Raw genomic sequence first — 24,239 nt, 5'->3', positions numbered from 1 at the left:
TGCGGTCGGCTTCTCGATCAGATGTCGAGGAAGCGCACGTCGCGGGCGTTGCGCTGGATGAACTGGCGGCGCGACTCGACGTCCTCGCCCATGAGCACGGAGAACACCTCGTCGGCGGCGGCCGCGTCGTCGAGGTCGACCTGGAGTAGCACGCGGTGCTCGGGGTCCATGGTCGTCTCCCACAGTTCCTGGTAGTTCATCTCGCCGAGACCCTTGTACCGCTGGATGCCGTTCTCCTTGGGCAGTCGCCGACCGGCGGCCTGGCCCTCGGACACCAACTGGTCGCGCTCGCGGTCGCTGAACGCGAACTCGTGCTCGTGGTTGCTCCACTTGAGGCGGTACAGCGGCGGCTGCGCGAGATAGACGTACCCGGCCTCGATCAGCGGGCGCATGAACCGGAACAACAACGTCAGGAGCAGCGTGCGGATGTGCATGCCGTCGACGTCGGCGTCGGCCATGACGATGATCTTGTGGTAGCGGGCCTTCTCGAGGTCGAAGTCCTCGCCGATGCCGGTACCGAAGGCGGAGATGAGTGCCTGGACCTCCATGTTGGCCAGGATCTTGTCGATGCGTGCCTTCTCGACGTTGAGGATCTTGCCGCGGATCGCGAGGATCGCCTGATTGAACGGGTTGCGGCCGGCCTTGGCCGAGCCACCGGCGGAGTCACCCTCGACGATGAAGACCTCGGAGATCGACGGGTCCTTGGACTGGCAGTCGGAGAGCTTGCCCGGAAGGCCGCCGGACTCGAGCAGCCCCTTGCGGCGGGTCGCCTCGCGGGCCTTGCGGGCCGCCATCCGGGCGGCGGCCGCCTGGATGGACTTGCGCACGATGTCCTTGCCCTCTGAGGGGTGGGCCTCGAGCCAGTGGCCGAACTCCTCGGTCACGGCCCGCTGCACGAAGCCCTTGACCTCGGAGTTGCCGAGCTTGGTCTTCGTCTGTCCCTCGAACTGGGGCTCGGCGAGCTTGACGGAGATGACCGCGGTCAGACCCTCGCGGACGTCGTCGCCGGTGAGGTTCTCGTCCTTGTCCTTGAGGAGGTTCTGGCGCCGCGCGAAGTCGTTGACCAGCTTGGTCAATGCCGCGCGGAAACCCTCCTCGTGCGTGCCGCCCTCGTGGGTGTTGATCGTGTTGGCGTAGGTGTGTACCGACTCGCTGTACGCGGTGGTCCACTGCATCGCGACCTCGAGGGAGAGCGACTTGGCGTCGTCCTCGGTCTCCAGGTCGATGATGTCGGGGTGCACCGGCTCGGACTTCTTCGACTTGACCAGGTGCGCGACGTAGTCGGTCAGACCGCCGTCGTAGCGGTAGGACACCGTGCGGGGCTTGCCGGTGGCCAGCGCCTGGGCGGCCTCGACCTTCTCCTCACCGGCCGCGCTCGGGTCGGTGAGCACCTCCTCGGCCTCGGCGACCTCGACCACCTCGGCCTCGATCCCGTCGACGTCATCGAGGTTGACCTCGTCGGAGTCCTCGACGCGCAGCACCCGCTCATCGGTGAGCGTGATCGTCAGGCCCTTGTTGAGGAAGGCCATCTGCTGGAAACGGGCGCGGATCGTCTCGTAGTCGTACTCGGTGGTCTCGAAGATCTCTTCACTGGCCCAGAAGGTGATCGTCGTGCCGGTCTCGGACGAGTCCTCGAGCGCACCGAGGTCGGCCAGCGGCTCGATCGGGACACCGTTGTGGAACTCCATGAAGAAGCGGTGCCCGTGCTGGCGCACCTCGGCGGTGAGCTTCGTCGACAGCGCGTTGACCACCGACGAGCCCACCCCGTGCAGGCCACCGGAGACCTTGTAGCCACCCCCGCCGAACTTGCCGCCGGCGTGCAGTTGGGTCAGGACGACCTGAACGGTCGAGACTCCCTCGGTGGGGTGGATGCCGGTGGGGATGCCGCGCCCACGGTCAACGACCCGCACTCCACCGTCGGCGAGCAGGGTCACGTCGACGCGGTCGTTGTACCCCGCGAGCGCCTCGTCGACGGAGTTGTCGACGATCTCCCAGACCAGGTGGTGCAAACCGCGCTCGCCGGTCGACCCGATGTACATGCCGGGGCGCTTGCGGACCGCCTCGAGCCCCTCGAGGACGGTGATCGCACTCTCGTCGTACACGTCGGCGTTCGGCGATGCGGGCACACCTGTGGACATGGTGGTCTCGTCGGCCACGGGGCTCCTTCGTCAATCGGCGTCAGGCACTGGCGTGGCCCTCAACGCACTCACACGTCGGCGCGTGCCCAAGGCCCGCGCCGTGTCATCACTGCATTCTAGCCGGTCGGCGGCCCGGCCACATGCCTCTCAAGCCCTGTGCGGCGCCGCTGGGAGCGATTCGGCCACTGGGTACGACCCCCGACGTGCAACGGGGTCGCTTCTGACCCCTGTCGACCGTTCTGGCGAATCACGCCGAGCAGGGGATCGGGATGCGTGGGTCACCGCCATCGCGCGGCATCGACGATCCGCCACCCGTTTCGCTGCGGGTCGCCACCTACAACATCCGCTACGGAGCGGGGATGGACGGGGCCTTCGACCTCGACCGCATCGCGTCCGCGATCGACGAGCTCGATGCCGACATCGTCGGACTGCAGGAGGTGGATGTTCACTGGGGTTCCCGCAGCAACCACCTCGACGTGGCGCAGGAGATCGCCGACCGAACCGGCATGCACGTCGTGTTCGCACCGATCTACGACCTCCCGTCCACGACGCCCGGTGCACCCAATCGGCAGTTCGGGGTGGCGGTGCTGAGCCGGTACCCGATCGTTGACTTCATCAACCACGACCTGACCCGGCTGTCGACCCAGGACGCCAATCCCACCCCCGCACCGGCCCCCGGCTTCGCCGAGGCCGTCATCGAGGCCAAGGGCGCGCGCCTGCACGTCTACTCGACCCACCTCGACTACCGCGCAGACCCGACGGTGCGGCGCCTCCAGGTGTCCGACACGCTGGCCGTCCTCGCCGAGCGGCGTCCCGGCGCGACGCAGATCCTCCTCGGTGACCTCAACGCTCCGGCCACCGCCCCGGAGATCGCACCCCTGTGGAACGCCCTGACGAGCGTGACCACGGTCAACACCCAACCGACGTTTCCGGCTGGGCGTCCCACCTCGCGGATCGACCACATTGGGGTGACCTCGAACGTGACGATCACCGGTGCCGCGGTTCCCAGCACCGACCTCGCGGCATCCGCGTCAGACCACCGACCGCTGGTTGCCGACCTGCTCGTGCCCCGCGGCCAGTCGTCGAACCACTGACGCATCCGCTGCTCCACGGTCAAGGGCGCACACGTCTGCGTCCCTGCGCCCTTGACCGAGCGGAATGGCCCGCGCACGGCCATCCCGCACGAAACTGAACACCCGCTAGGCTCGCCGCCATGGACGAAGTTGCCCTGACCATCGACCGAGTCGCCGTCGACGACTTCCTGACGCGCAACGACATCCCCGGTCTGGTCGACATCCACACCCACTTCATGCCCCAGAACGTGCTGAACAAGGTGTGGCAGTACTTCGCCACGCCGCGCGAGAGCATGCCGGAATGGTCGATCACGTACAAGGGGAGCGAGGAGGAGCGCACCGCCGCGCTGCGCTCCCTTCGGGTCGAGCGGTTCACCTCGATGCTCTACCCGCACCGACCGGAGATGGCCGCCTGGCTCAACGCGTGGTCGGCCGAGTTCGCCGCCGCCCACCCCGACTGCGCGCACACGTCGACGTTCTTCGCGGAGGAGCGTGCGGTCGAGGATGTGCGCGCGGCCCTGGAATCCGGGGCGGAGGTGTTCAAGTGCCACGTCCAGGTCGGCGCGTTCGACCCGACCGACCCGCACCTGGACAAGGTGTGGGGTCAGTTGGCCGAGGCCGGGGTGCCGGTCGTGACGCACTGTGGATCCGGACCTGAGCCGGGCCCGCACACCGGTGACGAGCCGATCCGGCAGGTGCTCTCGCGCCACCCGAACCTCACCCTCGTCATCGCCCACATGGGGTTGACCGAGTACGAGGCGTTCCTCGAGATGGCCGAGGCCTACCCGAACGTCCACCTCGACACGACGATGTCGTTCACCGACTTCAGCGAACGGGCCAACCCGTACCCGCGTGACCTCCTGCCCCGGCTCGCGGCGATCGGCGACAAGGTCGTTCTCGGCTCGGACTACCCGAACATCCCCTACCGCTATCCGCACCAGCTCGAGGCGTTGGAGCACCTCGAGCTCGGTTCGGCCTGGCTGCGCGCGGTCTGCTGGGACAACGGCCAACGCCTCATCGGCGCGAAGGCCTGAGGCGCCCTACTTCAGGTAGACGACCGCGCCGTTGCCGCCGGTGCACCGGCGGACCTTCCCGCTGGTGCAGGTCATGGTGTAGGACAGCCCCGTGGTCGGGCTCTTGACGCGCATCGTCGAATCCCCGGGGCGCGCGGCCGCATACTGGCGCACCTTGCGCGCGAACGCACACGACGTCTGCGCGTTTCCGCTGGCCGCCACCATGCCGGACCTGGCGGTGCCGCATCGCTGCGCCCCGGCCGGCACTGCCTTCAGGCCGGAGTCGGGCGACTGGGTCGTCTTCGTCGTGGGCGTCCGACTCGTCGACGAGGGTGTCGCGGTGGCCTTGGCCGTGGTCTTCGTCGCGGTGGGTGACGCCGACACCGAACGCCGGGCCGAGGTCGAGGCGGCCGAACGCGCTGGTTTCGTCGTGCTCGACGGCGTGTAGGCCTTGGACATGTCCAGCCCGTCATCCGAGGTCACCCGGGGCTTCGAGGTCGCGGTCGCCTTCTTCGGCTGATCGTCCCCCTCCGGGCCGAACGCCAGCACGGCGAAACCGATGGCGAGGATGACCAGCGAGACGACGATCCCCAGCCCGATGATCGCCAGCGGGGTCGCCCGGTCGGCCGTGACACCGATCGCCGAGTGACGCGGCGCCTCCTCGGGGGTCCACGAGGCGAGCGGCTGCGTCTCGTCCTCGGGGGTCGACCCGACGGGCAGTTCCGTGGTGTGTCCGACCGACGGCGATTCCGGCGTCTCCGGCGGGGTCGCCCGCAGGGCGGGGATCTCAGTGGTTTCGGGCTCGTCATCCGGCAGGTGGATGGGCGAGTACGACGAATACGGGTCCACGGGATCCGGTTCGATCCGGTCGTTCATGGGCCTTCCTCAACAGCTGACAGAGACGGCTCGACGAGCCGCCCCTCAACAGTGCCACACACATCCGTCAAGGTCAGGGTCGCGCGTGGGGTCAGCTGGTGTGCTCCCGCTCACCCATAGGTGTCCCGCGGACCGCGCCCATCGCTGATCCGACGCGGCCCGCGCGACCAGGATGGCGCATTCGGACCCTTGACCCGGAGCTCCGTCACCGCACCCGGTCCGATCTCCGTCTCGAGGCGAGCGAGGATCGAACTGGCGAGCAGGCGGATCTGCGTGGCCCACGACGTGGACTCGGCCCGGACCGTGAGCACCCCCGCCTCGAACGTCACCGGTTGGCAGTGGGCCGCGACGTCGGGTCCGACGATCTCGGGCCAGCGACCCATCACCGACCCCACCGCCACGTCGACCTTCCACCCGCGGTCGCTGACGAGTCGATCCAGCTGATCGCCGAGGAGATGGGGGTCGCGGGTGCCGTCCATGGGTGTGGTCGGGGTCGCCCGATTCCTCACCCGACGGCGCAGGGGTTTGAGACCCGGGCGCAGACCCTTGGCCCGGGCGGCCGCACGTGCCCGGCTCAGCGCGGCCTGGGCGGCGTCCTCGAGACGGGCGGCGTCACGGAGCGCCGTGTCGTCACGTGAGCCGTCGTCACCTGAGCCTTCGTCGGCCCGGGTCTCATCGGTCGGGGTGTCATCAGCCGACGTCTCGGGCGACATGTCGTCCGGGGTGTCGTGCCGGGTGTCGTCCGTCATGCGACCTCACCCGTGACCGTTCCGTGTTTCACGTGAAACCGTGCGCCGGTCAAGGCGTCGGGCACATCCTCGCCCACGGCCGCAGTGATGATGACCTGCTCGCAGTCGGCGATCATGTCGGCCAGCCGGTCGCGCCGACCGACGTCCAGCTCGGCGAAGACGTCATCGAGGATCAGCACCGGGTCGTCACCCAGGTCATGGCGCAGCAGGCGATACGACGCCAGCCGGAGGGCCAGGGCGAAGCTCCACGACTCTCCGTGGCTCGCGTACCCCTTCGCCGGAAGCTCGCCCAGGGTCAACACCACGTCGTCACGGTGTGGCCCGACGAGGCCGACCCCGCGCTCGATCTCCTGATCACGCACCCGGGCCAGGGACTCGAGGATGAGCCCCCGCACCTCATCGGGCTCGGGCACCTCACCCGCGGCGAGCGCCGCAGCGGCCTCCTCATGCAGCGAGGATCGGTAGACCGCCGACGCCTCGCTATCCGCGGCGCTGACCTGCCCGTACGCCTCGGCGAGCAGGGGTTGGAGGTCCCGTAACAGCCGCAGCCGGGCGTAGAGCAGCTGGCCGCCGACCGCGGCGAGATGGTCGTTCCACACATCGAGGGTGTGCAACGCCGAGGCGGCCTCGTCGGCGACCGGAGCCTGATCGGGTCGCCGCCCACCCCGACGACCCCGCCGCGAGAGCACCGGCATGGCCGACTTCAGCAGCGCGTTGCGTTGCTTGACGATCTTGTCGTAGTCACCGCGCACCGCGGCCCATCGCGGTTGGCGCTGCACCAGCAGGTCGTCGAGGAACCGTCGCCGCTCGCTGGGGTCGCCCTTGACGAGCGCAAGGTCCTCGGGCGCGAACAGCACCGTGCGCAGCGTACCCAGGACGTCGCGGGGTCGGGTCAGCGCCGAGCGATTGAGCCGGGCCCGATTGGCCCGACCCGACGTGATCTCCAACTCGACCACCGACTCCCGCCCGTCACGGACGACCGCGGCCCGCACCGTCGCCCGCTCGGCACCGAACCGCACCAGCGGAGCGTCGTTCGCGACCCGGTGACTCGACAAGGTCGCGACATAGCCGATGGCCTCGACGAGGTTGGTCTTTCCCTCGCCGTTGAGACCGACGAGCGTGGTCACCCCCGGACTCAGGGCCAGATCCGCGCCCTCATAGCTCCGGAAGTCCGCGACCGAGAGGAACCGCACATGCACGTATCAGCCCTGGTGGCCTTCCGCGCGCAACTTCTCGCCCTCGGCGACGGTCATGACCTGGTGGCCACCGAACTGCCCGCGCAGCGCCGCGACCGCCTGCATGGCCGGAGACGTCTGCTGGCGCGAGGCGAAGCGGGCGAACAGCGACGCGCTGATGACCGGCATGGGCACGGAGTTCGCGATGGCCTCCTCGACCGTCCACCGCCCCTCCCCGGAGTCGGCGGTGTAGTCCGAGACATCCTCGAGGGCCGGGTTCTCCTCGAGGGCCTTGACCATGAGGTCCAGCAGCCAGGACCGCACGACGGTGCCGCGGCTCCAGGCCTTGAACGACCCGGGCACGTCCTTGACGATGTCCTTCTTCTCCAGGAGTTCGTAGCCCTCGGCATACGCGTGCATCAGGCCGTACTCGATGCCGTTGTGGACCATCTTGACGTAGTGACCCGCACCGACCTCCCCGGCGTGGACGAAGCCCTCGTCGCGCGGACCCTCCGGGCGCAGGGCATCGAAGATCGGCATGGCCCGCTCGACGTCGGCCTCCGACCCACCGACCATGAGGCCGTAGCCGTTCTCCAGACCCCAGATGCCGCCGGACACGCCGCAGTCGAGATAGCCGATGCCCTTCTCACCGAGGTGGGCCGCGTTGAGCGCGTCGTCGGTGAAGCGGGAGTTGCCGCCGTCGATGACGAGGTCGCCGGCGGAGAGCAGTTCGGCCAGTTCACGCACGGTCGCGCGGGTGGGTTCCCCGGCCGGGACCATGATCCACACCACGCGCGGGGCGGCGAGCGCCCCGACGAGGTCGGCCAGACCGGCGACGTCGGACACGTCGGGGTTGCGGTCATACCCGATGACCTCATGGCCGGCACGGCGGATGCGCTCGCGCATGTTGCCGCCCATCTTGCCCAGACCGATCAATCCCAACTGCATGGTGACTCCCTCGACGCAATGACGATCCGTGATTGTGGCTGTGTCCGACGTTAGTGGATCGGAGCACACGGCGGAGGCGACGGTATCGCGGTCGGTCCGTACGATGCTCCGGAGCGTCGAATCACCGCACTACGACGGTACTCGCGACGGCCGAGCCCCAGCCGTCACGGGCCGGCACGTCGACCTTGACCCGGGTGCCCTTCGGAGCCCAGAAACTCGCGCGGGCCAGGCCCGTGCGGCTCGTGCGGGTCACGACGCTCCGTGAGGTGCCGGCCTTCGTCGTGCGCACGATGCGCACGGTGACGCCCTGGGCGCCCGGACCGTCGACGCCCTGACGCACCCGCACGGTGACGTTGGCGTACCCCTTCCGCGCCGTCGTGTTGACCGAACGCGTCAACGTCACCGGCGCGGGACCGGTGGTCTCCATCATCAGCCGGGTGTTGAAGTCGTTGTAGGTGTGGTAGATCCCCTGCATCCACAGCACGGAGATGCGTCCGCTCGGCACCCCCGCGGGGGTGGGCGCCACGGGCGCGACCGGGTTGCGCAGGGACTCGCCCGACGGCGCGGTGGCGACGGTGCGTCCGGTCCACTCCGTGTCGTCCGGGGCCGCCCATTCCTGGACCTGCTGGGTGCCATCGGTGCTGGCGGAGTTCGGGATGAGGTAGAGCCGGTTCGACAACCCTGGAGTGAGCTCGAACCCGGTGGGCCACTGCGGTCCGGAGGTGACCGTCGAGCCGCTCCAACCGCCGTCGGCGGCGGCGAACCAGCGGAACTCCGTTGGTTGGGTGCCGGCCCGGTTCGCCGTCGCCGCCATGGCGACCTCACCGCCGGCGCCGGTTCGCACGTCGTAGACCCGGGCCCACCCCTGACCGGCCGTGCCGTCGTGCACGAGCGTGCCGCTGCGCGGATCGAGGGGACGCGGGGTCTTTCCACCCGTGCCGATGACCTGGCCCAGGGTACGGATCCGCGTGCCGTCGGAGCGGTGGAACGCCCCGGCGCGGTAGCGGATGTGGAACAGGCTGTTGGTGCGCAGGTTGGCCGGATCCCCGTCGGTCAGCGCGAGGTCGAGCGTGCGTTGCCCGTCCGAGGAGGTCTTGATGTAGGGCCAGCCCTTCGTGACCTCCTTCGGGTACGGGTTCGTCGTCAATTGGAAGGCCTTGGTCCAGCGCACCAGGTCGCGACTGCGCGCGACGTACCAGTTGCCGCGATTGTCCGACTCACGCAGTCGGGTGATGACCCAGTACGGGTAGGTCTCCCCGGCAAGGTGGTGGATCTGGGTGTAGACCGCCTTGCGGTTCTCGATGCCCGAGCCGGCCAGGGTCTGCACCGGACCGAAGGAGGTGATCGAGTCGGGCTTGGTCGAGATCCGGTAGCGCACCGGGATCGTCGAGTGTCCGGTCCACGACACCAGGATCCGGCCGTCGGGCAACTGGAGGATCGCGGGGGAGGCGTGATCGTCCATGATCCCGCTGGTCTTCGTGCCACCCAGTGCGCTCACCCCGTTCTTGGGGGTCTTCGGGCCAGCCATGTCGGCGTCGATCCGCTGGAGGCGGGTGTGGTCCGTCTTGTGGCCGCCGTGCGCGACCCGCGTGATGTCGATGTCGCCGCGGGTGCTGGTCGTGCCGATGTATGTGGCCTTCGCGGTGGCCAGCACCCGGGGGTTCATGTAGATCGACCAGGCGGCGTCGGCGATGACGGGGACGACGCGTGCCGACGGACCCGGATCGACCGCGGTGACGCCCACCGCGCTCCGGGTGGTGACGGCCGCCGCGGGGCCGGGGAGGGTGGCGGCGACCAGAACGGCCAGGACGAGGGCCAGGAGGCAGCCCACTGCGGCCGATCGAGCCACGGTGAGGGAGCGCGGCATGGCTCAGCCGGCCAGGCGCACCGGCTGCAGCACGTAGCGGTACGAGGTGTCGGCCGGCTCCTCGATGGTGTCCTGACCGGTGATGAGCGCCGGCTTGAGCGGAGCGGTGAACGCCAGGCGCGCGAACTGGCGGCCCAGGGCGCCCAGACCGTCGAGGAGGTAGGCCGGGTTGAAGGCGATCTCGAGGTCGGGGCCGTGCACGGTGGCCTCGATGACCTCGGAGGCCTGGGCATCGTCGCCGGTACCGGCCTCGATGCCGACCTGGCCCTCGGAGAAGCGCAGCCGCACCGGGGTGTTGCGCTCGGCCACGAGTGCCATGCGCTTGACCGCCTCGACGAGTTCGTGGGTGCCGACGACGGCCTCCGTCTCGGAGGAGCTCGGGAAGATCTTGGCGACCTTGGGGTAGTCACCGTCGAGGAGACGGGAGGTCATGTGCCGCTGGCCCGCGTCGAACCCGACCAGACCGTCCCCGCCGGCGGCGTCACCGAGCGCGATGTCGACGTTGGCGACGGCGCCGAGGGTCTTCGCGGTCTCCGACAGCGTGCGGGCCGGGATGAGCGCGACGGCGTTCTGGTCGCTGGCCGTCGGCTGCCAGGTCAGTTCGCGCATGGCGAGGCGGTACCGGTCGGTGGCCAGCAGCGTCATGGTGTCGCCGTCGACCTCGACGCGCACGCCGGTGAGGATCGGCAGGGTGTCGCCGCGGTCGGCCGCGATGGCGACCTGGCCCACCGCCTCGGTGAAGACCGTGCCCTCGACGGTGCCGGTCGGGGTCGGCGAGCTCGGCAGCGTCGGGTACTCCGCGACCGGCATCTGCAGGAGCGAGTAATGCACCGAACCACAGGTGACCTCGACCTTGTTGCCATCGGTCTCGATGTCGATCGGCTTGTTGGGCAGGTTGCGGGCGATATCGGCCAGCAGTCGACCCAGGACGAGCACGGTGCCGGCCTCGGCGACCTCCGCCGGGACGGTGGTGCGGGCCGAGGTCTCGTAGTCGAAGGCCGAGAGGGTGATCTCCCCGGTGTCGCGGGCGTCGATGAGCACCCCGGCGAGCACCGGCACCGGCGGGCGTGCCGGCAGACCGCGGGCCACCCAGGTGACGGCTTCGGTGAGGATGTCTCGCTCGACGCGGAACTTCACGATGACCTGCCTTCATGGATCCGCCGACCGCTGGGGTGCCGGCGAGGTGCTGTGCGGGGGACGGCAGATCGGATCGTCCCGGTCTGCAGCCGTGGGGCTCTCACCCTAATGCCACCGGCAGTGGTTGGGAGAATTGGCCGTCCACATCCCTCGTCCTCGGGGCTCAATGGATCCTTGATGTCATTCATCGTGGTCATAGGCGGTGTGGACACTGTGGAGAAGTGGGGATCACGCAGGTCAACGGTGATGCGGCGGGTGTGGAGACCAGGGTGGACGACGGTGTGGATGACGACTGTCGGTTGTGTGTGGTCATTCGTCATCCACAGCCCGTCCACCGAGGACCGGTGGTTTCCCCACGGGATGGGAATGACAACCCACTGCCGCTCGGGGGACGTCCACAGGGCGCGAGGATCTGGCCCGCCAGGCGGCCACATCGTGGACATTGGGGGAAGGGGGGATTGCCGTTGCAAGGCGGCGGTGTGGATGCCGTGTGGGTGGCGAACCTCGCAGGCGCAGCAGATGGCGGTTCCACAGTGTTGTCCACAACCTGTGGATCTGTGGACAACGGGTCGATCATGCAAACGGATGCCCCTGGTTTCCCCGCAGAACGGGATTCGGTCACGATTCGGTTGCGTGAAGATGGCCGTGGGGTGACCGAAGATGTCGAACGGGGGTTGGTTCACCCACATTCTGTGGATCAACCCGTGGAGAACTTCCGTTTCACACGCCCAGGAGTTGTGCTCCGCGACGTACGACATGGGCGTGGAAGTCCTCGGGGCGAGTGAGGTCGGGGCCGAACTGCCCGAAGATCTCATTGCTGATCGAGCCGATGAGCAGGGACCACAGGACGAGGCAGTCGGCGACCTCGAGTGCTCCGATGTGGTCGGCCGGCGCGTCGGGCACGAACTCCTCGAGCATCGCCTGGGAGAACAGACCACCGGACGGGTCGAGGACGGGCAACTGGGGGTCGGCCGGGCGGTGGGTGTCCTGGTCGGTGTCCCTGTCGACATCGGCGGTGGCACGGTCATCCGTTGAGGCTGCGCGCGCCTGCGCCACGTCGGCCGCGAGTCGGGCCAGCAGTTGCAGCACGGCGGTTCCGGGGGGTGTCGTCTCCGACGCCGGAGCGTCGTACCCGGCCACGGGCGTGCCGTACAGCAGGCCCCACCGATGGGGGTGGGTGATGGCCCACTGCCGCATGCCGTCGGCGATCGCCGTCCACCGACCGGCGTGGTCGTCGCGCGCGCACGCCCGTTCCCCGGCCAGCACGGTCTCGGCCAGGTCGGTGTACGCGTCGACGATGAGCAGGGTGAGCAACTGGTCACGCCCGGAGACGTGCCGGTACAGGGCCGAGGGCACGACCCCGAGGTCACGGGCGATCGCGCGCAACGACAGGCCGGTGGCGCCGTGTTGGGCCAGGTGTCGGTGCGCCACCTCGATCAGGTCATCGCGAACGGAGCTCGGCATCCGGCCAGTCTGACACAGGAGTGAACACTGTTCTGCGATTCCCGAAACCGGTTGACAGCAGAGCTGTGAACACTGTTCACTGGAGGCTGTGAACAGTGTTCACACGGGGCGGTTCCGGCACACCACACGACACCACAGCACGCCCGGGAGAGGCACCGCGGAGTCCACCAGTGAGAGGCATGAACATGAGCAAACACCTGATCCTCGGGGCCGGATCGGCTGGCCGGAGCATCGCCGAGCACCTGCAGGCGGCCGGCGAGGAGGTCGTCATCGCCTCCCGCAGCGGGCGCCGAGGCCTCGACGGAGCGCAGCGCCTGGCCCTGGACGTCACGGACACCGCCGCCCTCACGGCCGCGGCCGCCGGCATGACGACCATCGTCAATGCGCTCAACCCTCCCCAGTACTACCGGTGGCAGCGTGACTGGCCACCCATGGCCACGGCGATCCGGAGCGCCGCTCGGGCCACTGGAGTAGACGTCATCAGCGTCGGCAATCTCTACCCCTATGGGCCGGTGACCGCGCCGATGACCGAGACCACGCCCGAGCACCCGAACGGCGCCAAGGGGCAGGTCCGCGCCCGGATGTGGGCCGATCTGCTGGCCGACCACACAGCCGGGCACTACCGTGCGACCGAGTTGCGGGCGAGCGACTACACCGGCGAGAACGGCGATTCCGCCATCATCAACACCTTGGTCGTCAAGGCGGTCGCCCAGGGCCGGCGCGCGATGTTCCCCGGCGGGCGGGCCGACGCGCCCCACAGCTGGACCGACATGACCGACCTGGGTCGATTGGCGGCCGCGGTGATCACCCAGGGGCGCGACGACGACTGGGGCCGCCTGTGGCACGTGCCCACCGCTGCCCCGCGGTCGCTGCGGCAGCTGGCCGACGACGTTGCCGCACTGGCGGGCACGGCCCCGGCCCGACTCATCGTGCTGCCGGCGGTGGCGCGTCAGGCCATGGGGCTGGTGGCGCCGACGGTGTGGGCACTGCGCGAGACGGCGCACCAGTTCGAGACTCCGTTCGTCATCGACTCGACCGCGGCCCAAGCGAGATTCGACCTCGCGCCCACGCCGTGGGAGCAGACGCTGCGCTCCGCGATCGCCGTGGTGGCACCGGAGGTCAGTTTGCGGCCTGCTGCTTGATGCGGTTGGTCAGCTCCGTCACCTGGTTGTAGATCGCGCGACGCTCGCTCATCAGCCCGCGGATCTTGCGGTCGGCGTGCATGACGGTGGTGTGGTCGCGGCCGCCGAACTGCTGACCGATCTTCGGTAGGGACAGATCGGTCAGCTCGCGGCACAGGTACATCGCGATCTGCCGTGCGGTCACAAGCACGCGGGAGCGACTCGACCCCTGCAGATCCTCGATGGTCAGGCCGAAATACGTGGCCGTCTGACCCATGATGAGCGCGCTGGTGATCTGGCTGGCGGACTCATTGGGCATGAGGTCCTTGAGCACGATCTGCGCCAGCGCCAGGTCGACCGGTTGCCGGTTGAGACTGGCGAACGCGGTGACTCGGATCAGCGCGCCCTCGAGTTCGCGGATGTTCGTCGCGATGCGCGAGGCGATGAACTCGTTGACGTCCGCGGGCACCTGCAGCCGCTCCTGGATGGCCTTCTTGCGCAGGATCGCGATGCGCGTCTCGAGGTCGGGCGGCTGGACGTCGGTGAGCAGACCCCACTCGAACCGCGACCGCATCCGCTCCTCGAAGCCGGAGAGCAGCTTGGGCGGCACGTCGCTGGTGATGACGACCTGCTTGTTGGCGTTGTGCAGGGTGTTGAAGGTGTGGAAGAACTCCTCCTGCGTCTGCATCTTGCCCGAGAGGAACTGGATGTCGTCGATGAGCAGGACGTCGACCTCACGGTAGCGCGCCTGGAAGTTGGCGGACTTGTCGTCGCGGATCGAGTTGATGAAGTCGTTGGTGAACTCTTCGGAGTTGACGTAGCGCACTCGCAGATGGGGGTAGAGGTTGCGCGCGTAGTGCCCGATCGCGTGCAGCAGGTGGGTCTTGCCCAGCCCCGAGCCGCCATAGATGAACAGGGGGTTGTACGCCTTGGCGGGCGCCTCGGCGACCGCGACGGTGGCGGCATGGGCGAAGCGGTTGCTCGCGCCGATGACGAAGGTGTCGAAGTTGTACTTCGGGTTCAGGCGGGTCGCTTCGATGCGCTCGGGCTGCTCGGCGCCGCGGTGTCGGTGCGGGCCGGAGTCGCCGGCGCCCGACGGTGCCGGGAGGGGATCGGCGCTCATCGGTGCCGGGGCGGCGGGGTCGACGGGGCGCCCGGTCGCCTCGTTTGGCGGCGCGGTGGGCAGCACGGTCGGGGTTGGGGGTGTCGCCACGCTCGCCGACGGCGGATCGATGGCCGGATCGTCGTCGAAGGCCAGCTGGGTGTCGGTGTCACCGCCCTCGGCCAGCGAGGAGTCGACGGTGACCGCCAGGCGGACCTCACTGCCGAGTTGGGCCGAGAGGGCCGAGGTGACGTGTTGGCGCAGGCGGTGCTCGACGAACTGCTTGGAGAAGTCATTGGGCACGGCGATCACCGCGGTGCCGTCGAGCAACCCGACGAGCTTGCCCAACTGGAGGAACGCACGCTCGGTGACCGGGACGCCGTCGGCATCGAGGGTATCGAGGATGTTGTGCCAGATCTGGGCGAAGTCCTCGTCCGTGCCGCCCATGGTCGTCACGTTTGCGCCCTTTCCGGGTCATCCACAGACCCATAGCCGTTGCTACAGGCCCCTGACCTGCAAAGATCCCGTTGTCCACACGATTCTCCACAGACTGTGGGTACGGTGGCGGTCGGGACCCGTGAGGGCCGACGCTAACAAGTTCCACGGGCTGGCGGCAACTTGGGGCGGACCCAATTTTCATCGATCTCGGCGTGTCCGTTCCCCTTGCATTTCGCACTGATCCATGCTGGTCGATTCACGTCCGTGACGTGGACCGCGTTCAGCGCTGCGGCCGTGGGTGGTCAAGGTTTGACCTGCGTGACCGCGCTGTCGTACCTTGGACGTCGGCCTTCCGGCCGCTTTCGCATGCCCATGACCCCTGGAGCCCCGTGGCTTCGAGGCAGGACGTGAGTTTCCGATGGCGACCGGGAGAGCAGCCAGAACGGCGTTCGTGCCGTCCCACCCTACGGAGACACCATGAGCAAGCGCACCTTCCAGCCCAACAACCGTCGTCGCGCCAAGAAGCACGGCTTCCGCCTGCGTATGCGTACCCGCGCCGGTCGCGCCATCCTGGCGAACCGTCGCGCCAAGGGCCGCTCCGCGCTGTCTGTCTGAGGTCGCGAGGGTGCTGCCCTCGCGCCATCGCCTCCGGGCGAGCGAGGACTTCACCGCGACCCTGCGCTCCCGACGTGGACTGCGCTCCGGATCCGCGACCGTCGTGATCCACACCACGATGACCGGCACGAGGGCGGGTTGCCCGCCCCGTGTCGGTTTTGTCGTGTCCAAGGGCGTGGGCAATGCCGTCACCCGCAACCTCGTCAAGCGTCGCCTGCGCGCCCTCCTGGCCCAACGGATCTCTGTGTTGCCGGCCGGTGGGGATTTCGTCGTGCGCGCGAACCCGGCGGCGGCGCAGGCGAGTTACGCCCAGTTGGGGGCCGATGTCGACCGGGTGCTGAACAAGCTGCTGCCGCGCCTCGCCGCGGTGGACGCCTCCGGCGATTCCGGGCAGGTGTCGTGATGCAGCGCCCGACGACGGTGAAGGGCTGGCTGGCATTTCCGCTCGTGCTCCTCGTGCGGGGCTATCAACTGCTCATTTCGCCGCTGTTGCCGCAATCGTGCCGTTACTACCCCAGTTGTTCGGCCTACGCTGTGACCTCCCTGGAGCGGTTCGGGCCGCTGAAGGGAACCTGGCTGGCCGGCCATCGGTTGCTCAGGTGCAACCCCTGGTCGGCGGGCGGTGTGGACCACGTGCCGTCGCGCTGGGAAGATCGACCCAGGTTCGGCCGTCCTAGGACCGAGGATCGACACACACATTGACCGCTGCGTCCCGGTGGGGCGCTGACCCGGAGGCTTGCCTCCACGACATTGAAGGATCGCCGTGGGCACCCTGATGTACCCGTTCGAGTGGCTCGTCGCTTGGATCACCTTCGGGTGGCACAAGTTCTTCACCCTCATCGGCATGCCCTCGGACAACGGGTGGACATGGACGCTCTCGATCATCGGTCTGGTGCTGGTCATGCGCGCCGCGATGATCCCGCTGTTCGTCAAGCAGATCCACGCCTCGCGCAAGATGCAGCTCATCCAGCCCGAGATGCAGGCGATCCAGAAGAAGTACAAGGGCAAGACGGATCCGGAGTCGCGGCAGGCGATGACCGAGGAGACGATGGCCCTGTACAAGGAGACGGGCACCAATCCGTTCTCCTCGTGCCTGCCGATCCTCGTGCAGATGCCGTTCTTCTTCGGCCTGTTCCGGGTGCTCAACGGGCTCTCGGGCATCGCGGCCGGCGACATCAAGCCGATCGGTCCGATCACCCGTGAGGTCGCGGCCGAGGCCGAGAGTTCGGCGATCTTCGGCGCACAGCTCTCCGACAAGTTCATGGGCGCCGGGTCGACCAACGTCATCATCGTGACGATCCTGCTCATCGTGCTGATGTCGGCGACGACGTTCTACAGCCAGTACCAGCTGATGCGCAAGAACATGCCGGCCGCGGCGCTGGACAACCCCTTCGCGCAGCAGCAGAAGATCATGCTGTACCTCTTCCCGATCATCTTCGCCGTCTCCGGCGTGAACTTCCCGATCGGTGTGCTCATCTACTGGGCGACGACGAACCTCTGGTCGATGGTGCAGCAGTTCTACGTGATCCGTCGGATGCCGACCCCGGGGTCGCAGGCGGAGAAGGAGATGCACGAGCGCCGTCGGCGTCGGGGCAAGCCGATCGACACTCCGGAGCAGCGCGTCGAGCTCAAGCACGATGAAGAGGTGGCCGAGGAATTCCATGAGCGCATGGACGTCATCACCGACCACATGCAGAAGCAGCGCTCGGGCCAGCGGCAGCAACCCGTGAGCAAGAAGCGCTCCAAGAAGAAGAAGTAGCGGCGCACCGCGCCCACACAGATGTTCGGGCTCCGCACCCCTCGGGGCGGGCCCATGAGGGAGCCGGGCTCCCCCTAGCGAGGAGGCAGCATGAGCGAAGAGAGCACCACACCCGAGGTCGACGTGATCGACCAGGTGGACGGCGAGGTCACCGTCGGTGACGCGGGCGAGTTGGGCGAGCCGGCGCGCGTCGACGACGGTGAGCAGGACGCCGACGAGGCCCGCGGCGATGACGCGATTGTCGAGGACGCAACTGGCGAGGACGCCGCTGGCCAGTCCGCCGGGGGTGACGAGGACGAGGCCGGGGCTGCCGGTGATGGCTCGCCGCGTCGCAACGCCCGCCGAGCGGGTCTGGAGCGCGAGGGCGAAGTGGCCGCGGACTTCCTGGAGACGCTGCTCGACATTGCCGATCTTGATGGGGACATCGACTTGGGCATCGACGGCGATCGCGCGACCGTGGCGATCGTCGACTCCGAGGACGGCCGCGTGCCGCGTCGACTGGTGGGACAGGACGGGAAGTGCCTCGAGGCGCTCCAAGAACTGACCCGACTGGCGGTCCAGGCGGCCACGGGCGAGCGCTCGCGGCTGATGCTCGACGTCGCTGGGCACCGTGCCGCCCGCCGTGAGGTGCTCGTGGGCTTGGCCAATGAGGCCATCGGCAAGGTGAAGGAGTCGGGCGAGTCGGTGTCGATGGAACCGATGAGCGCCTTCGAGCGCAAGGTTGTCCACGACGTCGTGCTGGGCGCCGGGTTGGCGTCGGAGTCCAGCGGTGTCGAGCCCCGGCGCTACGTCGTCGTCCTTCCGGCCTGACGCCCGTCGTATTCATGGTCGAGTCGTCGCCGGGCGGGGAGGAACCCGTGAGCGTGCCGGGTCCTCCAGGGTCGGCGGTCGCGGTCTTCGGTGACCGCCTGGGGATCGCGGAGCGCTTCACCGCGATCCTGGCGGACACGGGCGTTTCCCATGGGCTGATCGGGCCGCGGGAGGTGCCCCGCCTGTGGGATCGGCACGTGTTGAACTGTGCCGTCGTGGCTCCCGCCTTACCCGACGGGGTGCGCCTGATCGACGTCGGCAGCGGCGCCGGGCTGCCGGGGGTGGCGCTGGCCATTGCTCGCGCGGACCTTGAGGTGCATCTGATCGAGCCGATGCTGCGGCGCACGCAGTGGCTGTCCTCCACCGTGGAGGAGCTCGGCCTGGGCAACGTCACGGTCCATCGAGGCCGCGCCGAGGAGTTCCACGGATCGTTGACTGCGTCATGGGTCACGGCCCGGGCGGTGGCCCGCATCGACAAGCTGGCCCGCTGGTGTTTCCCGCTCCTGGAGCCGCACGGAACGTTGATCGCCCTGAAGGGTCGCAGCGCCGAGTCCGAACTTGACGAGGAGCGGGCGACCCTGACGGGGCTGGGCATGGAGTCCGGCCGCGTGCGTCAGTGGGGCGCGGGCATCGTGGATGAACCCACATGGACGATGGAACTGACGGTGGGCAGTCTGCAGGGTGGCCGACCGGGTCATCGGGCGGGTCGGGCGTCGGCGGCGAAGGCTGGTCGTGGTGGCTCGTCACGGGCGCGCCGGTCGGGCGGGGGCGCCTCCGCTTCGGGCAGAAAGCGGCCCGGCACCGACTGACCGGGCCTGGGAAGGCGCCGTGGGACGGGCCGCGGATGGTGTCGCACCAGCCCAGGTCCGCGACAGGTGCAGAATGGATGACGTGGACGTTCAGGTGCTGCATATCGCCGATTGCCCGAATTGGCAGGAGGCGGGGGGACTGGCGCGTCGGGCCCTCGACACGCTTGGCCTTGTCGAGGTACCGGTGGACTTGGTGCTCATCACCTCCCGCGAGGAGGCGGCGCGCCGCGGGTTCGGCGGATCCCCGACCTTCCTGGTGGACGGCCAGGATCTGTTTCCCTCCGGAGCGAGCGTCACCGAGCTCGCCTGCCGGATCTATCCCACGGAGCGCGGGCTGGCCGGGAGTCCGACGATTGACCAACTGATCGACGCTCTACGAGCCCGTACATCCGCATGATGGTCGAGGCGCCCGGGGTCGATTGACCTTGGGCCGCCCGGATGTCTCACGCGTTGGATGTTTCACGTGAAACACACCGGTGTGATTTGCTTGGTCACATGGATCCGGCCGATCCGGGTTGTGTGGTGAACGGGTTGCCTGAGGACAGGCGGGTGAGCCCATTAGGTGCATCAATGTTTCACGTGAAACACACCGGTGTGATTCTCGACTAATGTCCCGATCCGCCCCTGTGGAGAACGATTCACGGTGTCCGTGAGACGAGTAGAGTGACAGCCGCGTGCCTGCGGGGAAGGTCCAGCAGGCCGTCATCAAGCCTAGGAGTGAGTCGTGACCGTAAGGTCTGAAGGTCCGTTGGGTGTCGCCCCCGGCTTGGGGTGGCCGACACATGAGCGCACACCATCCTCGGAACGCGAGGGTGCGGTGGGTTGGCTGGGCGTCGAGTCCCCACGTCTGGATGCCAGACCAGAGCCGTCTGCTTCTGACGAGGGCGCAACGCCTCAGTCGACGACGCCTGCCGATGGAGTGGACGCATGACCGAAGACGATTTCGAGTCGTACCTTGCCTCGCTGACCGACACGCCCGTCTTGGCGTCGGTCACCGAGGACGCTGAGCGTCGCACTCGCTTGGAGGGACGCGAGGTTCCACTCCCGGAGGAGACGCGCATCATCACGATCGCGAACCAGAAGGGTGGGGTCGGTAAGACGACGACCGCTGTCAACCTGGCAGCGGCGTTGGCGCAGTCCGGACAGCAGGTGCTGGTCATCGACATCGACCCCCAGGGCAACGCCAGCACGGCGCTGTCGATCCCGCACGGCATTGAGGATGCGTCGATCTACGACGTGCTCCTGGATGGCGCGCCGATCAAGGACGTCGTGCAGGCCTGCCCGACGGTGGACAACATTCAGGTTGTGCCGGCGACGATCGAACTGGCCGGTGCCGAGATCGAGCTCGTCACCACCGTTTCACGTGAAACGAAGCTCCGTGAGGCGATCCACACCTACATCGCGGAGCGTGCCGCGCAAGGTCTGCCAACGCACTACGTGATCATTGATTGCCCGCCCAGCCTGGGGCTGCTGACGATCAACGCGTTCACCGCTGCGCGTGAAGTGCTGATCCCGATCCAGTGCGAGTACTACGCGCTTGAGGGCCTGAGCATGCTGGTTCGCAACATCGAACTCATTCGCGGGTCGTTGAATCCCGACCTGTGGGTCTCGATGATTCTGCTGACGATGTTCGACAAGCGCACTAAACTGTCGCTGGAAGTGGCCGACGAGGTGCGCGCCCACTTCCCGAACCAGGTGCTCGAAACCACGATCCCCCGATCGGTGCGCATCGCTGAGGCGCCCAGCCACGGCGAAACCGTCATCACCTATGACCCAACCGGGACCGGTGCGCTGTCCTACCTCGAGGCCGCGGCCGAGATCGCCGATCGTGGTGCCATCTCGGTCCCGGCGCGTTGATGCACACCCACGCGACCACCACAGCACGCCCGAGTACGAAGGAACCACATGAGTGAGAAGCGTCGCGGCCTGGGCCGCGGCCTGGGGGCCTTGATCCCATCGGCACCTACCACGGCGGAACGACCGGTTGATGTCTTCTGGCCCGATGCGCGGACCGCTGCCGCGCCGCCTGATGACGGCGAGAACGGGAACGCCGGCGTGGAGTCCGCCACGGCGGTCGAGACGGATGCGACCCAAGGCCTGGCCGACGTCCCCGGGGCAACCTTCGCCGAGGTGCCGCTGACCGCGATCCGACCGAACCCGCGCCAGCCGCGGACGGTCTTCGATCCCGACGAGCTCGCGGAACTGGTCCACAGCATCCGCGAGATCGGCGTCCTCCAGCCGGTTGTGGTCAGGCCGGTTCCCCAAGACGGTGATGTCCACTATGAACTCATCATGGGTGAGCGTCGCTGGCGGGCCAGTGCAGAGGCGGGCCGGGAGACGATCCCGGCCATCATCAAGGAGACCGAGGACGACCACCTCCTTCGCGATGCCCTCCTGGAGAACCTGCATCGAACCCAGCTGAATCCCCTCGAGGAGGCGGCGGCCTACCAGCAACTGCTCGACGACTTCGGGATCACGCAGGAGGAGCTCGCCACGCGGATCGGTCGCTCCCGCCCGCAGGTCAGCAACACGCTCCGCCTGCTCAAGTTGCCCCCGCTGGTGGCGCGTCGCGTGGCCGCCGGGGTGCTGTCGGCCGGCCATGCGCGAGCACTGCTGGCGCTCGACGACGGTGCCAGCATGGAACGCCTTGCCCAGCGCATCGTCGCCGAGGGTCTGTCGGTGCGCAGTGTCGAGGAGATCGTCGCGCTTGGCGGGGATTCGGCGCCCGAGAAGCGGCAGGCGCCCCGAGCCCCGATGCACTATCCGGAACTCGATGACCTGGCCACGCGCATCTCCGATCGCCTGGACACCCGCGCGAAGATCCAGATGGGTCAGCGCAAGGGCCGCATGACCATCGAGTTCGCCTCGGTCGAGGACCTGCACCGCATCGTCGACCAGATGGGCCTGGCCCTCGAGGACTGATCGACGCGCGCCTTGAGGCGAGCACCAGAACGGCGCCGGACCCCTGCGGGGTCCGGCGCCGTTCGTGACTCAGCCGTTCGTGACTCAGCCGTTCGTGACTCAGCCGTTCGTGACTCAGCCGTTCGTGACTCGGCGGCTCCTCATTCAGCAGTGCGAATACCGCTGCTGGCGAGTCGAACTCGTCAGATGAAGCTCCGTCACCTGAGGCATTCGGTCATGCGAGGAGCTCAGTCACTTGAGGAACTCTTCGAGCTCGCGGATCAGCTTCGGCTTCGGCATGGCACCGACGAGCGACTTCACGAGCTGGCCGTCCTTGTAGACGTGCATGGTCGGGATGCTCGTGATGCCCTTGGCCGCGGTGACGTGCGGGTTCTCGTCCGTGTTGAGCTTGTAGATGTCGATCTTGTCGGCGTACTCGTTCGAGATCTCCTCGAGCACCGGAGCGATCGCACGACAGGGTCCGCACCACACGGCCCAGAAGTCGACGATGGCCGGCTTGTCGCCGGTCAGGACGTCCTGCTCGAAGGTGGCGTCAGTGGTGATCTTCGTCGCCATGGTTTCTCTTCCTTGTTCGTGGTGGATCGATGTGGTCGGTGGTCAGGCAGTCGGGTGGGTCGTCCCTGACGATACGGGCTCAGACGCCCTGGGTGGCGAGCCAGCGCTCGGCGTCGAGGGCGGCCGAACAGCCGGAACCGGCGGCCGTGATGGCCTGACGGTAGCTGTGGTCGACGAGGTCACCGCAGGCGAAGACGCCCGGGACGTTCGTGTAGGTCGTGCGGCCCTGCACCTCGACATACCCTTCGGCGTCCAGGTCCACGACACCCTTGACGAGTTCGTTGCGCGGGTCGTGACCGATGGCGATGAACAGGCCGGTGACCGGCAGTTCGCGCGTCTCCCCGGTCACCGTGTCGCGCAGCGTGATGCCCGTGAGCTTCGGGTCTCCGTGAATGGCCTCGACCGTGGAGTTCCAGGCGAACTTCACCTTCGGGTCGTTCTTGATGCGGTCGACCATGATCTTGCTGGCGCGCAGCTCGTCGCGACGGTGCACGAGGGTGACCGACCGGGCGAACTTCGTCAGGAAGGTCGCCTCCTCGACGGCGGAGTCACCACCGCCGACGACGGCGATGTCTTGATCGCGGAAGAAGAATCCATCACACGTCGCACACCAGGACACGCCGTGCCCGGAGAGCTGCTTCTCGTTCTCGACGCCCAGCTCGCGGTAGGCCGAACCCATCGCGAGAATCACGGAGCGCGCGTGCCACGTGCGGCCGGTGCCGTCGGTGACCGACTTGACCTCACCGTCGAGGGAGACCTCGGTGACGTCGTCGGTGATGATCTCGGCACCGAATCGTTCGGCCTGGCCGCGCATGTTCATCATCAGGTCCGGCCCCATGATGCCGTCGGTGAAGCCGGGGAAGTTCTCGACGTCGGTCGTGTTCATGAGCGCGCCACCGGCGGTGACGGAGCCTTCGAAGATGACGGGAGCGAGGTTGGCGCGGGCGGCGTAGAGCGCGGCCGTGTAGCCAGCCGGGCCGGAGCCGATGATGATGACGTTGCGGATGTCGGGCGTGGTCACGAGGGTCCTTCTCCGGGTGCTTCGGGTGTGCGGGGGTACGCCCCACGGGCGCGGTTGCACGTATCAACCCATCCTAGGGCCGGAGTGTTCCCGGACGGTGATCCAGACGTCGAGAGCGGGAGGTCAGCGACCCGGTGGCACCTGCCGCACGGCGCCGATCGGAGCGCAGTTCGCGCCCTCCACCACGGCGACGGTCCACCCCGCGCGCGCACTGCCCGTGGCGATGACCGTGACGTCCCGGGTGCCCAGGCGCCCCTCGTCGACCCACACCGGTCCGCGAACCGACTGCCCGAGCAGATCCAGACATCGCTGGGCTTCGGTGAGTGTGTCGATCGCCGACGCGGTGGTCACCCCCCGGGCGTCCTGCTGGGTGAAGAGCAGGTCCGCCGTGTGGGCCGGCGCGTCGAGGGAGTCGGCGGACCACTGCTCCCGGACCTGCTGGTCCAGACTCGACCAGGAGTATCGGCGGCCCGTGTCCGTATGCCGGAAACGCGTTTGAGGCGTGGACGCAGACGAGGACGAGCGCGCGGAACTCGACGGCGAGGTCAACGACGCCGCCACCCTGGCTGCCCCCGGGCCGGCCGGCAGCAGACCCCCCACACCCGTGGCCGCCAGGGCCCCGGCGCCACCCAGGGCCAACACGCCGG

The 24,239-nt window shown here is 68.2% G+C and carries 24 protein-coding genes; 12 read left to right on the top strand and 12 right to left on the bottom strand.

Annotated features, from left to right (window positions below; translation table 11 throughout):
- Nucleotides 1–17: 17 nt before the first annotated feature.
- Nucleotides 18–2,138 (bottom strand): DNA topoisomerase (ATP-hydrolyzing) subunit B, encoded by a 2,121-nt coding sequence (gene gyrB, locus KD1_RS07860; protein ID WP_068400089.1) that lies wholly within the window; start codon nucleotides 2,136–2,138, stop codon nucleotides 18–20.
- Nucleotides 2,139–2,407: 269 nt separating this feature from the next.
- Between gyrB and KD1_RS07855 the strand changes: the two genes are divergently transcribed.
- Nucleotides 2,408–3,232: an endonuclease/exonuclease/phosphatase family protein gene (locus tag KD1_RS07855; protein WP_068400067.1), complete on the top strand. Its 825-nt coding sequence runs from the start codon at nucleotides 2,408–2,410 to the stop codon at nucleotides 3,230–3,232.
- 119 nt (nucleotides 3,233–3,351) lie between these two features.
- A complete protein-coding gene (locus KD1_RS07850) occupies nucleotides 3,352–4,245 on the top strand; it encodes an amidohydrolase family protein (RefSeq protein ID WP_068400063.1) in 894 nt (297 codons plus the stop codon).
- 6 nt (nucleotides 4,246–4,251) lie between these two features.
- Here the strand turns inward: KD1_RS07850 and KD1_RS07845 are convergent, their stop codons facing one another.
- The 7 genes from KD1_RS07845 to KD1_RS07815 form a co-directional block, all read right to left on the bottom strand.
- Complete coding sequence (locus KD1_RS07845) at nucleotides 4,252–5,100, bottom strand: hypothetical protein (RefSeq protein WP_068400060.1); 849 nt, start codon at nucleotides 5,098–5,100, stop codon at nucleotides 4,252–4,254.
- Nucleotides 5,101–5,210: 110 nt separating this feature from the next.
- The gene (locus KD1_RS07840) at nucleotides 5,211–5,849 is read right to left on the bottom strand and encodes a DciA family protein (RefSeq protein ID WP_245627324.1); all 639 of its coding nucleotides are present in this window, start codon (nucleotides 5,847–5,849) and stop codon (nucleotides 5,211–5,213) included.
- Nucleotides 5,846–7,048 carry a DNA replication/repair protein RecF gene (gene recF / locus KD1_RS07835; RefSeq protein ID WP_068400057.1) on the bottom strand — a complete coding sequence of 401 codons (1,203 nt, stop codon included), beginning with the start codon at nucleotides 7,046–7,048 and terminating at the stop codon, nucleotides 5,846–5,848. The genes KD1_RS07840 and recF overlap by 4 nt, the downstream gene beginning before the upstream one ends.
- A gap of 3 nt (nucleotides 7,049–7,051) precedes the next feature.
- Nucleotides 7,052–7,972 carry a phosphogluconate dehydrogenase (NAD(+)-dependent, decarboxylating) gene (gene gnd / locus KD1_RS07830; RefSeq protein WP_068400055.1) on the bottom strand — a complete coding sequence of 307 codons (921 nt, stop codon included), beginning with the start codon at nucleotides 7,970–7,972 and terminating at the stop codon, nucleotides 7,052–7,054.
- A gap of 121 nt (nucleotides 7,973–8,093) precedes the next feature.
- Complete coding sequence (locus KD1_RS07825) at nucleotides 8,094–9,839, bottom strand: BNR-4 repeat-containing protein (RefSeq protein ID WP_083542266.1); 1,746 nt, start codon at nucleotides 9,837–9,839, stop codon at nucleotides 8,094–8,096.
- 3 nt (nucleotides 9,840–9,842) lie between these two features.
- Complete coding sequence (dnaN, locus tag KD1_RS07820) at nucleotides 9,843–10,976, bottom strand: DNA polymerase III subunit beta (protein ID WP_068400049.1); 1,134 nt, start codon at nucleotides 10,974–10,976, stop codon at nucleotides 9,843–9,845.
- 720 nt (nucleotides 10,977–11,696) lie between these two features.
- On the bottom strand, nucleotides 11,697–12,440 hold the full coding sequence (locus tag KD1_RS07815) for a TetR/AcrR family transcriptional regulator (protein ID WP_068400047.1): 744 nt from the start codon (nucleotides 12,438–12,440) through the stop codon (nucleotides 11,697–11,699).
- A gap of 185 nt (nucleotides 12,441–12,625) precedes the next feature.
- On the opposite strand from KD1_RS07815, the gene KD1_RS07810 reads away from it, so the two are divergent.
- Nucleotides 12,626–13,582, top strand: coding sequence for an NAD-dependent epimerase/dehydratase family protein (locus tag KD1_RS07810; RefSeq protein ID WP_169795358.1), 957 nt, complete (start codon nucleotides 12,626–12,628; stop codon nucleotides 13,580–13,582).
- Here KD1_RS07810 and dnaA read toward each other — a convergent pair.
- A complete protein-coding gene (gene dnaA / locus KD1_RS07805) occupies nucleotides 13,560–15,110 on the bottom strand; it encodes a chromosomal replication initiator protein DnaA (RefSeq protein WP_068400041.1) in 1,551 nt (516 codons plus the stop codon). The two genes, KD1_RS07810 and dnaA, sit on opposite strands and share 23 nt — an antisense overlap.
- A gap of 468 nt (nucleotides 15,111–15,578) precedes the next feature.
- Here dnaA and rpmH point away from each other — a divergent pair, with 468 nt between their 5' ends.
- The 9 genes from rpmH to KD1_RS07765 all read left to right on the top strand — a co-directional run bounded on the left by rpmH (nucleotide 15,579) and on the right by KD1_RS07765 (nucleotide 22,016).
- Entirely contained in the window at nucleotides 15,579–15,716 is a 138-nt protein-coding gene (rpmH, locus tag KD1_RS07800; RefSeq protein WP_068400038.1) for a 50S ribosomal protein L34, read from the top strand.
- Between the two features lie 10 nt (nucleotides 15,717–15,726).
- Nucleotides 15,727–16,119: a ribonuclease P protein component gene (gene rnpA, locus KD1_RS07795; protein WP_068400035.1), complete on the top strand. Its 393-nt coding sequence runs from the start codon at nucleotides 15,727–15,729 to the stop codon at nucleotides 16,117–16,119.
- Nucleotides 16,119–16,418 carry a membrane protein insertion efficiency factor YidD gene (gene yidD, locus KD1_RS16200; protein ID WP_174521102.1) on the top strand — a complete coding sequence of 100 codons (300 nt, stop codon included), beginning with the start codon at nucleotides 16,119–16,121 and terminating at the stop codon, nucleotides 16,416–16,418. Before rnpA ends, yidD begins: the two co-directional genes overlap by 1 nt.
- A 73-nt stretch (nucleotides 16,419–16,491) precedes the next feature.
- Entirely contained in the window at nucleotides 16,492–17,475 is a 984-nt protein-coding gene (yidC, locus tag KD1_RS07790) for a membrane protein insertase YidC (protein WP_068400084.1), read from the top strand.
- 90 nt (nucleotides 17,476–17,565) lie between these two features.
- A complete protein-coding gene (locus KD1_RS07785) occupies nucleotides 17,566–18,285 on the top strand; it encodes a Jag family protein (protein WP_068400032.1) in 720 nt (239 codons plus the stop codon).
- Nucleotides 18,286–18,332: 47 nt separating this feature from the next.
- On the top strand, nucleotides 18,333–19,094 hold the full coding sequence (gene rsmG, locus KD1_RS07780) for a 16S rRNA (guanine(527)-N(7))-methyltransferase RsmG (RefSeq protein WP_245627323.1): 762 nt from the start codon (nucleotides 18,333–18,335) through the stop codon (nucleotides 19,092–19,094).
- A gap of 82 nt (nucleotides 19,095–19,176) precedes the next feature.
- Nucleotides 19,177–19,491: a hypothetical protein gene (locus KD1_RS07775; RefSeq protein ID WP_068400082.1), complete on the top strand. Its 315-nt coding sequence runs from the start codon at nucleotides 19,177–19,179 to the stop codon at nucleotides 19,489–19,491.
- A 530-nt stretch (nucleotides 19,492–20,021) separates the two neighbouring features.
- Complete coding sequence (locus KD1_RS07770; RefSeq protein ID WP_068400026.1) at nucleotides 20,022–20,951, top strand: ParA family protein; 930 nt, start codon at nucleotides 20,022–20,024, stop codon at nucleotides 20,949–20,951.
- Nucleotides 20,952–20,999: 48 nt separating this feature from the next.
- Nucleotides 21,000–22,016, top strand: coding sequence for a ParB/RepB/Spo0J family partition protein (locus tag KD1_RS07765; protein WP_068400023.1), 1,017 nt, complete (start codon nucleotides 21,000–21,002; stop codon nucleotides 22,014–22,016).
- Nucleotides 22,017–22,247: 231 nt separating this feature from the next.
- Here KD1_RS07765 and trxA read toward each other — a convergent pair whose 3' ends face one another.
- The 3 genes from trxA to KD1_RS16815 all read right to left on the bottom strand — a co-directional run.
- The gene (trxA, locus tag KD1_RS07760; protein ID WP_068400022.1) at nucleotides 22,248–22,571 is read right to left on the bottom strand and encodes a thioredoxin; all 324 of its coding nucleotides are present in this window, start codon (nucleotides 22,569–22,571) and stop codon (nucleotides 22,248–22,250) included.
- A 79-nt stretch (nucleotides 22,572–22,650) separates the two neighbouring features.
- Entirely contained in the window at nucleotides 22,651–23,592 is a 942-nt protein-coding gene (gene trxB, locus KD1_RS07755; protein WP_068400019.1) for a thioredoxin-disulfide reductase, read from the bottom strand.
- 123 nt (nucleotides 23,593–23,715) lie between these two features.
- Nucleotides 23,716–24,239: hypothetical protein (locus KD1_RS16815; protein ID WP_169795357.1), on the bottom strand; the 524-nt coding region annotated here is incomplete at its 5' end.

The sequence above is a fragment of the Kribbia dieselivorans NBRC 106261 genome, assembly GCF_001552435.1.
Taxonomy (GTDB): domain Bacteria; phylum Actinomycetota; class Actinomycetes; order Actinomycetales; family Dermatophilaceae; genus Kribbia; species Kribbia dieselivorans.
This window is presented reverse-complemented; position numbering and strand designations above follow the sequence as displayed.

Coding starts and splice junctions, on each gene's coding strand:
- KD1_RS07825 (WP_083542266.1), bottom strand. CDS start 9,839: ATGCCGCGCTCCCTCACCGTGGCTCGATCGGCCGCAGTGGGCTGCCTC.
- KD1_RS07850 (WP_068400063.1), top strand. CDS start 3,352: ATGGACGAAGTTGCCCTGACCATCGACCGAGTCGCCGTCGACGACTTC.
- gnd (WP_068400055.1), bottom strand. CDS start 7,972: ATGCAGTTGGGATTGATCGGTCTGGGCAAGATGGGCGGCAACATGCGC.
- dnaA (WP_068400041.1), bottom strand. CDS start 15,110: ATGGGCGGCACGGACGAGGACTTCGCCCAGATCTGGCACAACATCCTC.
- KD1_RS07815 (WP_068400047.1), bottom strand. CDS start 12,440: ATGCCGAGCTCCGTTCGCGATGACCTGATCGAGGTGGCGCACCGACAC.
- gyrB (WP_068400089.1), bottom strand. CDS start 2,138: ATGTCCACAGGTGTGCCCGCATCGCCGAACGCCGACGTGTACGACGAG.
- yidD (WP_174521102.1), top strand. CDS start 16,119: ATGCAGCGCCCGACGACGGTGAAGGGCTGGCTGGCATTTCCGCTCGTG.
- KD1_RS07855 (WP_068400067.1), top strand. CDS start 2,408: ATGCGTGGGTCACCGCCATCGCGCGGCATCGACGATCCGCCACCCGTT.
- KD1_RS07810 (WP_169795358.1), top strand. CDS start 12,626: ATGAGCAAACACCTGATCCTCGGGGCCGGATCGGCTGGCCGGAGCATC.
- KD1_RS07840 (WP_245627324.1), bottom strand. CDS start 5,849: ATGACGGACGACACCCGGCACGACACCCCGGACGACATGTCGCCCGAG.
- rpmH (WP_068400038.1), top strand. CDS start 15,579: ATGAGCAAGCGCACCTTCCAGCCCAACAACCGTCGTCGCGCCAAGAAG.
- yidC (WP_068400084.1), top strand. CDS start 16,492: ATGTACCCGTTCGAGTGGCTCGTCGCTTGGATCACCTTCGGGTGGCAC.
- trxA (WP_068400022.1), bottom strand. CDS start 22,571: ATGGCGACGAAGATCACCACTGACGCCACCTTCGAGCAGGACGTCCTG.
- KD1_RS07785 (WP_068400032.1), top strand. CDS start 17,566: ATGAGCGAAGAGAGCACCACACCCGAGGTCGACGTGATCGACCAGGTG.
- KD1_RS07845 (WP_068400060.1), bottom strand. CDS start 5,100: ATGAACGACCGGATCGAACCGGATCCCGTGGACCCGTATTCGTCGTAC.
- KD1_RS07770 (WP_068400026.1), top strand. CDS start 20,022: ATGACCGAAGACGATTTCGAGTCGTACCTTGCCTCGCTGACCGACACG.
- KD1_RS07765 (WP_068400023.1), top strand. CDS start 21,000: ATGAGTGAGAAGCGTCGCGGCCTGGGCCGCGGCCTGGGGGCCTTGATC.